At 70.3% G+C, this 6835-nt stretch carries 7 protein-coding genes and 1 tRNA gene; 3 read left to right on the top strand and 5 right to left on the bottom strand.

Going from position 1 to position 6835, the window contains the following annotated elements:
* Positions 1–2: 2 nt before the first annotated feature.
* On the bottom strand, positions 3–1043 hold the full coding sequence (locus JAP66_RS29375) for a serine hydrolase domain-containing protein (protein ID WP_307849770.1): 1041 nt from the start codon (positions 1041–1043) through the stop codon (positions 3–5).
* 59 nt (positions 1044–1102) lie between these two features.
* Here JAP66_RS29375 and JAP66_RS29370 point away from each other — a divergent pair, with 59 nt between their 5' ends.
* On the top strand, positions 1103–1705 hold the full coding sequence (locus tag JAP66_RS29370) for a QsdR family transcriptional regulator (RefSeq protein WP_199435121.1): 603 nt from the start codon (positions 1103–1105) through the stop codon (positions 1703–1705).
* A 423-nt stretch (positions 1706–2128) separates the two neighbouring features.
* On the opposite strand, the gene JAP66_RS29365 is transcribed toward JAP66_RS29370, so the two are convergent.
* Positions 2129–2201 (bottom strand) — tRNA-Asn (locus JAP66_RS29365).
* 161 nt (positions 2202–2362) lie between these two features.
* Here JAP66_RS29365 and JAP66_RS29360 point away from each other — a divergent pair.
* Complete coding sequence (locus JAP66_RS29360) at positions 2363–2608, top strand: hypothetical protein (RefSeq protein ID WP_199435120.1); 246 nt, start codon at positions 2363–2365, stop codon at positions 2606–2608.
* Here the strand turns inward: JAP66_RS29360 and JAP66_RS29355 are convergent.
* Genes JAP66_RS29355 through dnaG form a run of 3 tightly spaced genes read right to left on the bottom strand, consistent with a single transcriptional unit; the run spans position 2605 to position 5814 of the window.
* On the bottom strand, positions 2605–3375 hold the full coding sequence (locus tag JAP66_RS29355; RefSeq protein ID WP_199435119.1) for a trans-aconitate 2-methyltransferase: 771 nt from the start codon (positions 3373–3375) through the stop codon (positions 2605–2607). The two genes, JAP66_RS29360 and JAP66_RS29355, sit on opposite strands and share 4 nt — an antisense overlap.
* Before the next feature lie 31 nt (positions 3376–3406).
* Positions 3407–3925 (bottom strand): hypothetical protein, encoded by a 519-nt coding sequence (locus tag JAP66_RS29350; protein ID WP_199435118.1) that lies wholly within the window; start codon positions 3923–3925, stop codon positions 3407–3409.
* Positions 3925–5814, bottom strand: a complete 1890-nt coding sequence (dnaG, locus tag JAP66_RS29345; RefSeq protein WP_199435117.1) for a DNA primase — start codon at positions 5812–5814, stop codon at positions 3925–3927. Before dnaG ends, JAP66_RS29350 begins: the two co-directional genes overlap by 1 nt.
* Positions 5815–5882: 68 nt before the next feature.
* Between dnaG and JAP66_RS29340 the strand changes: the two genes are divergently transcribed.
* On the top strand, positions 5883–6815 hold the full coding sequence (locus JAP66_RS29340; protein ID WP_199435116.1) for a sigma-70 family RNA polymerase sigma factor: 933 nt from the start codon (positions 5883–5885) through the stop codon (positions 6813–6815).
* Positions 6816–6835: the final 20 nt, after the last annotated feature.

Raw genomic sequence — 6835 nt, 5'->3', positions numbered from 1 at the left:
GATCAGACCAAGACCAGATCCACCGTTACCCGGACAGTCCCGGTGCGGGCGTCGAGGTCCGCGATGACGAGCGAACCACCCCATCCTCCCCAGTAACAGGCTCGTCCTTGCGGCACGTAGGGCACTGTCTCGGTCTCGGGAAGCGCGTAGCCGATACCCCATCGCAGCGGGATGTCAAGAACAAGATCCGCTCCGTGGCTCTGCTCATCGAAGATCAGACCGATGGTGTCGGGCGACAGCAGTCGCACGCCGTCGATCGTGCCGTCCAATGCGAGCGCTTTCAGGATGCGAGCCACGGAGCGTGCGTTGCCGTGACCGTTGAGTGCGCCCAGTTCGGCGCGCCGCCAGGCTGTGGTGTTGGCGGCGAGGGCATCGGTCAATGGTCCGCGAAGCGTTTTGTACTTGGGGCTGTCGTGGTCCAGGGTGTCCATGTCGAACGGCAATGGCGGAGGGGGCGTAACCGGCGCGATCCGGTTCCGGTCGGCGTCGCTCGCGCCGATCCGGAAGTCGGCGTCCAGCGGTCCGGCGATCTCCTCGGCGACGAAGCGTTTGAGCTCTTTGCCGGTCACGCGGCGCACCAACTCGCCGACGAGATGACCTTGGTTCTGTGCGTGGTAGCCCGACGCCGTGCCCGGTTCCCACCACGGCGCCTGGGCCGCGAGTCGTCGAGTGGCGGACGCACTGTCGTACATGTCCGCAAGGCTGATCGGCGCTTCCCAACCGGACACGCCGGAGGTGTGACTGAGGATGTGCCGGACCTCGACGTGGTCCTTGCCGTTCTCGGCGAACTCCGGCCAGTACTTCGCGGCGGGCGTGTAGGGGTCGAGCCGCCCCCGGTCGATCAGCATCAACGCCGCGAGGTTGGACACGGTCTTGGTCGTTGACCAGACGTTGGTGATGGTGTTCCGGGCCCAGGGCGTGCGGTGTTCGGCATCGCACCAGCCACCCCAGATGTCCACGACGGTGCGGCCGTCGACGTCGACAACGACGCTGGCACCAAGCTCGTTGCCGGACCGGATCTGTTCGGTGAACGCGTCTCGCACGGATTCGAATCGCACATCACAGCTGCCTTGGACGTCCACGACTGATCGCCCTTCCCTCATTGAACGAGCCCGCGGCAGGGCGCACCGCGCTGCAACGCGCGCTCGACCAGGGCACCGCGCGCCGGCGACCCACTGTGCTGGATGCGTTCGCGGTAGCGCGACGCCGCTTCGCGGCTGGGAGGCGCATCGAGATGCAGGGACTGGCTGACGAACTCGGTGTCAACCGGGTCACCCTGTACCGCTGGGTGGGCTCGCGCGAGCAGCTGATTACCGAGGTGCTGTGGTCGGCCACCCAGAAGAGCTTCGCTGCCTATCGGGCCACGGTGGCTGCCGGCCCGCGGGCCGCGGCCGCCCTGACCATGTTCGTCCGGGACGTGAACAACCACGCCGGCATGCAGAAACTGCTTCGCGACGAGCCCGGCTTCGCGCTCAACCTGCTCACGAGCATGTCCGGCGAGTACCAGCACTGCTACCTCGGCCTGGTTCGCGACCTCATCGCCGAAGATCGTGCCGCCGAGTTGGTCTCGCATGAGGTACCGCTCGATGATCTCGCCTACACCGCTGTCCGCATCACCGAGGCCTACATTCACACCCGCGTCATCACCGGCGAGGAACCCGACGCCGCACGCGCCGAGGCGGTCCTGCGTGCCCTGCTGCGCTGACGCGAGGTTGGGCCTTGATGTGCACTGGCGGCTACGTCCCGGCTGGTGACACAGCGTGACCGCAGACAGCAGCAACAGCACGAATCGTCGTTCACCGTGACAGGTCAGCCTCATCCAGCACGGTCGCCACCGTTTGCGGAACACGTGCGAGGTCACGCAGCCGTAGCCCACGGCCTCCATGGCATCCGGATACCCGTTGATCACGTTCGACGGGTCGACGTACTCGCCCGCAGTGCGATCGGGGACCAGCTCGGCAATACACCCGACGTCGCCGGAAGCACCACCGGCAACGCCGGGTAACCAACGAAGCGGCGGCGGCGTTGGAAGGCATGTTCACCGAGGACACCGGGGCGGGAAAGTGGCGGGTCGACCGAGTATGACGCCTGACAGCAGGCAACCCCAGGCCGCTGACCTGGGGTGATGCTCCCCCAGCTGGACTCGAACCAGCAACCCTCCGGTTAACAGCCGAATGCTCTGCCAATTGAGCTATGGGGGAATGCTCCGCGCCGGTCCGGGGCCAACCCGGCCGACAAGAAAGAACTCTAACGCATCGTTGATCCACCTCGTGCAGCACCCCCGGGTTGCGACGCCCGCGCGCCGGGCACGCCGCTGGGGGACAATGGGGCCACGACCACCAGCCACGAGGAGGCGCAAAACATGAAGACCTTCCTGCTCGGCGCAGCGGTCGGTTACGTGCTCGGCGCGCGTGCCGGGCGCGCGCGATACGAGCAGATCGTGCGTACCTATCGCGGGATCGCCGATCACCCCGCCGTCCAGGGCGCTGCCGGCGTCGCCCGGGCCAAGGTCGGCGAGAAGCTCGGCGAACGGGTCCCGCTGGCCCGCAAGATCGGCGAGCAGGCGCCCTACAGCGCCGACGGCCGTCGCCGGGCCGGCCAGCGCTAACCGGTCCGCGCGACGGCGAACACCCTGCGGAAGGGAAACCACGTGGTGTCGTCGTCGCGCGGCGGGTAGGCCTCGTCGAGCATCGGCGCCAGCTCCGCGCGGAAGCGCTGCCACTCCTCGGGCTCCAGCGCCGCTCGCACGGGCCGCAGCGCGGTGCCGCTGATCCATTCGAGCACCGCATCGCGCCCGCCGAGCCGCTGGATGTAGGTCGTCTCCCACGCCTCCACGGCCTCCACGGCACAGCCCTCCCCCGCCAGCAGCTCGGCGTACTCCTGCGGCATGTCGACCGCCTCCCCCTCCCGCGCGGCGTCCGCCAGCTTCGGCGCCCAGCGTGGACTCTCGGCGAGCCGCCTGGCCAGGAGATGCGAAGGCGCGTTCGTGTTCCCGGGCATCTGCACGGCGATCCAGGCGCCGCCGGGCAGCGCGGCGACCCATTCCCGCAGCAGCCGCCGGTGCTCCGGAACCCAGTGCAGCACGGCGTTGGACACGACCACGTCCGTGTCCGGCGCCGGTGTCCAGTCGCGCACGTCCATGACCCGGGCATCGACACCCGCCTCGCGCGCGGCCGCCACCATCTCCGGCGAGCCGTCGATCGCCTCGACCTTGGCATGCGGCCACCGCCGGGCGAGCGTCACCGTCAGGTTCCCCGGGCCGCAGCCCAGGTCGGCGACCCGCCGCGGTGCCTCGGCGTCGATCCGCGCCGTCAGCTCGAAGAACGGCCGTGCCCGCAGGTCGCCGTAGCGCAGATAGCTCACCGGGTCCCACATATCGCCTCCCAGTACGAGCGTACTGCTAGGACTACGGGCCCGCCAGCTGCTCGGCGGCCTCCTCGGCGATCGCGGCCAGCGGTCCGGTGTCGGTACCGGGATCCGGCCGCACCTGGAGTACCACCCCGTCCGTGCCGGGCAGCTTGCGCGCGACGAACCACGCGCCGCCTTCGCCCGGCAGGTCCTTGCGGTGCCGCGACCGGATGGAGCCCTCCACCCGCCTGCGCACCATCACCGGGATCCGGCCCGGCTTCGGCAGGACGTACCGGACGGGTGCGCGGTCGGCCAGCAGCACCGCCTTCCCCGCGTGCGCGGTGACCTGCGCCTCCGTGACGGCCAGGGTGTCGCCCGACCACACCGCCTTGCTGATCAGGTGCCAGCCGATCCGGCGTGCCCCGGCGCCCTCCGGCACCCACAGGCCGAGCGCGGTGACGGCTACGTGCCCGCCCGTGGCCACCGCACCGGACGCCAGGACGTGCTCACCCTCGGCGAGCCCGCCCCGGATCTCCTCGGGCACCTGTTCCCCGAACAACCTGCTCAGCCAGCTCATCAATCCATCCTGCTGACGGCCTGATCCCGCAGTGCCTTGCGGTACTGCTCCAGCGCCACCAGGTCGCCAAACATCGCGCGGTAGTCGTCGGCCGCCTCCACCGGCGACAGGCGCTGCAACTTCGACTTCAGCTCCCCGATCTGCCGCGCCACCAGGTTCTCCTGCACGGCCGCGAGCACGCTGGAGATGTAGCGCACGTCCACCTCGCCCTTGGCCTTCAGCGGCTCGACCGCGAGTTCCGAGATCAGCGACCGGACGGTGCCCTGTGCCGCGTGCTGACTCGCCGCGTCGATCAGCGCCGGGCCGGCCAGCCCTCCCCCGGTACCACCGGCCGCCAGCACCGCGCGGTGCACGGACACATACGCCGGGTGGGTGAACGCGTCCTCGGGCAGCGCGTCGTACTCCGGCCCGGTCAGCGCGGGCTCCTGCAGCGCCGCCTTCAGCACCTCCCGCTGCGCGCGCAGCTCCGGATGCCGTGGATCGGGCCGCGCGAGGTCGTCCGCAGGCGCCGAGCCGTTCGTGCTCGCCGCGGCCCGCCGGTGGTTCGGCTTCACCGGGACGCCGGTGCTCTCCCTGACCCGGCGCACCACCATCGCCTCGTCCTGCCAGCCGACCCACCACGCCAGCTTGGTGGCGTACCCGTCGCGCTTGGCCCTGTCCTTGATCTGCGCCAGCAGCGGCACCGTCCGCTGCAGCGCCGCGACCTGGCCGTCCACCGAATCCAGGTCGTACTCGCGCAGGATGCTGCGGATGGCGAACTCGAACAGCGGCGTCCGGCGGGCCACCAGGTCGCGCACGGCCGCGTCGCCCTTGGCGAGCCGCAGCTCGCACGGGTCCATGCCGTCCGGCGCGATGGCGATGTAGGTCTGCCCGGCGAAGGTCTGGTCGCCCTCGAACGCCTTCAGCGCCGCCTTCTGCCCCGCCTCGTCACCGTCGAAGGTGAAGATCACCTCACCGCGGAAGGCGTCGTCGTCCATCATCAGCTGCCGCAGCACCCGCATGTGCTCGTCACCGAACGCCGTGCCCGAGGAGGCCACCGCGGTCGGCACACCCGCCTCGTGCATCGCCATCACGTCGGTGTAGCCCTCGACCACCACGACCTGGTGCCTGCGGGCGATCTCCCGCTTGGCCAGGTCGAGGCCGAACAGCACCTGCGACTTCTTGTAGATCTGGCTCTCGCTCGTGTTGAGGTACTTCGCCTGGATCGGGTCGTCGTCGAAGATCCGCCGGGCGCCGAAGCCGACGATGTCACCGCCGCGATCCTTGATCGGCCACACCAGCCGCCGGTGGAACCGGTCGATCGCGCCCTGCCTGCCCTCCTTGGAGATCTGCGCCTTGTAGAGCTCGTTCAGCTCGAACCCCTTGTTGAGCAGATGCTTCGTCAGCCGCTCCCAGCCCGCCGGCGCGAAGCCGCAACCGAACTTCCTTGCCGCGACCTGGTCGAAGCTCCGCTCGCTGAGGAAGTCGCGGGCCTTGCGCGCCTCCGGCGTCAGCAGCTGCTCGGCGTAGAACTCCTGGGCGGCCTTGTGCACCTCGACCAGCCGGGCCCGCGTGCCGCGGTCGCGCTGGACGCTGCCGCCGCCGCCCTCGTAGGTCAGGTGCAGGCCGATGCGGTCGGCGAGGCGCTCCACCGACTCGACGAAGCCGAGGTGCTCGATCTGCATGACGAACTTGATGACGTCGCCGCCCTCGCCACAGCCGAAGCAGTGGAAGGTGCCGTGGGTCGGGCGCACGTTGAACGACGGGGTCTTCTCCTCGTGGAAGGGGCACAGCCCCTTCAGCGCCCCGCCGCCGGCCCGGCGCAGCGCCACGTACTCACCGACGACCTCGTCGATCCGACTGCGCTCACGCACCTGTGCGATGTCGCTCTCCCGGATCCGTCCCGCCACGGTTTCACTCTAGGCCGTGTCGCCTAGCGCGCTGACGGAGGTGCGCGGGCGGGGCCATACTCACCACCATGGCCGTCACCGAGGATGCGCTGTCCGCGGCGTTCACCGCCCACCGTTCCCACCTGGTCGCGGTGGCATACCGCCTCACCGGGTCACTGGCCGACGCGGAGGACGCGGTACAGGAGGCGTGGCTGCGGCTGAGCTCACTGCCCGCACGCGGCCACGCGGAGATCCGGGACCTCCGCGGCTGGCTGACCACCGTCGTGAGCAGGCTGTGCCTTGACCGGCTGCGCTCGGCGACGGCCCGCCGCGAGCGCTACGTCGGCGAGTGGCTGCCGGAGCCGATCGTGACACCGGCCGACCGGGCGCCCGGCGAGGACCCGCTCGACGCGGTCGTGCGCGACGACGGCGTGCGGATGGCCGCGATGGTGGTGCTCGACAAGCTGACTCCGGAGCAGCGCGTGGCCTTCGTGCTGCACGACGCGTTCGCCGTGCCCTTCGACGAGATCGCCGGGATCCTCGGCTGCTCGCCGGCGGCCGCGCGGCAGCACGGCTCGCGGGGCAGGCGTGCGCTCGCCGACGCGGACCCGCCGCCCCGGGCCGGCCTCGCCGAGCAGCGCGAGGTGCTGGAGCGGTTCGTGACGGCCATGCTCGCCGGGGACGTGCGCGCCGTGGCCGAGGTCCTGCACCCCGAGGTCGTGCTCATCGGCGACTCCGACGGCAAGGCCAGGACGGCCCGCAGGATCATGGCCGGTGCCGACAAGATCCTGCGCTTCTTCCAGGGCCTGCTCAAGACGTACCGGCCGGGCGCGTTCGCGTCGTCCCGGCCGGTGGTGGTCAACGGCGACCTGGGCATCTACACGCCGACGGCGCCCGGCGGTGACGGTTACCGCGACCTCGACGCCCACGTGCAGACCTTCGCCATCCGCGACGGCAGGATCGTCGCGATCTACGACGTGGCGAACCCCGACAAGCTCACCCGGGTGCCCCCTGCCTCGTGAGTGGCTACACGAGTTCTCAC

Source organism: Qaidamihabitans albus, assembly GCF_016464705.1.
GTDB lineage: Bacteria > Actinomycetota > Actinomycetes > Mycobacteriales > Pseudonocardiaceae > Qaidamihabitans > Qaidamihabitans albus.
The sequence above is the reverse complement of the archived record's forward strand: the minus strand, read 5'-3'. Positions and strand labels throughout refer to the sequence as shown.

Excerpts from the sequence above, each read along its gene's own strand:
- JAP66_RS29355 (WP_199435119.1), bottom strand. The coding sequence starts at position 3,375 with ATGTGGGACCCGGTGAGCTATCTGCGCTACGGCGACCTGCGGGCACGG.
- JAP66_RS29360 (WP_199435120.1), top strand. The coding sequence starts at position 2,363 with ATGAAGACCTTCCTGCTCGGCGCAGCGGTCGGTTACGTGCTCGGCGCG.
- JAP66_RS29350 (WP_199435118.1), bottom strand. The coding sequence starts at position 3,925 with ATGAGCTGGCTGAGCAGGTTGTTCGGGGAACAGGTGCCCGAGGAGATC.
- JAP66_RS29340 (WP_199435116.1), top strand. The coding sequence starts at position 5,883 with ATGGCCGTCACCGAGGATGCGCTGTCCGCGGCGTTCACCGCCCACCGT.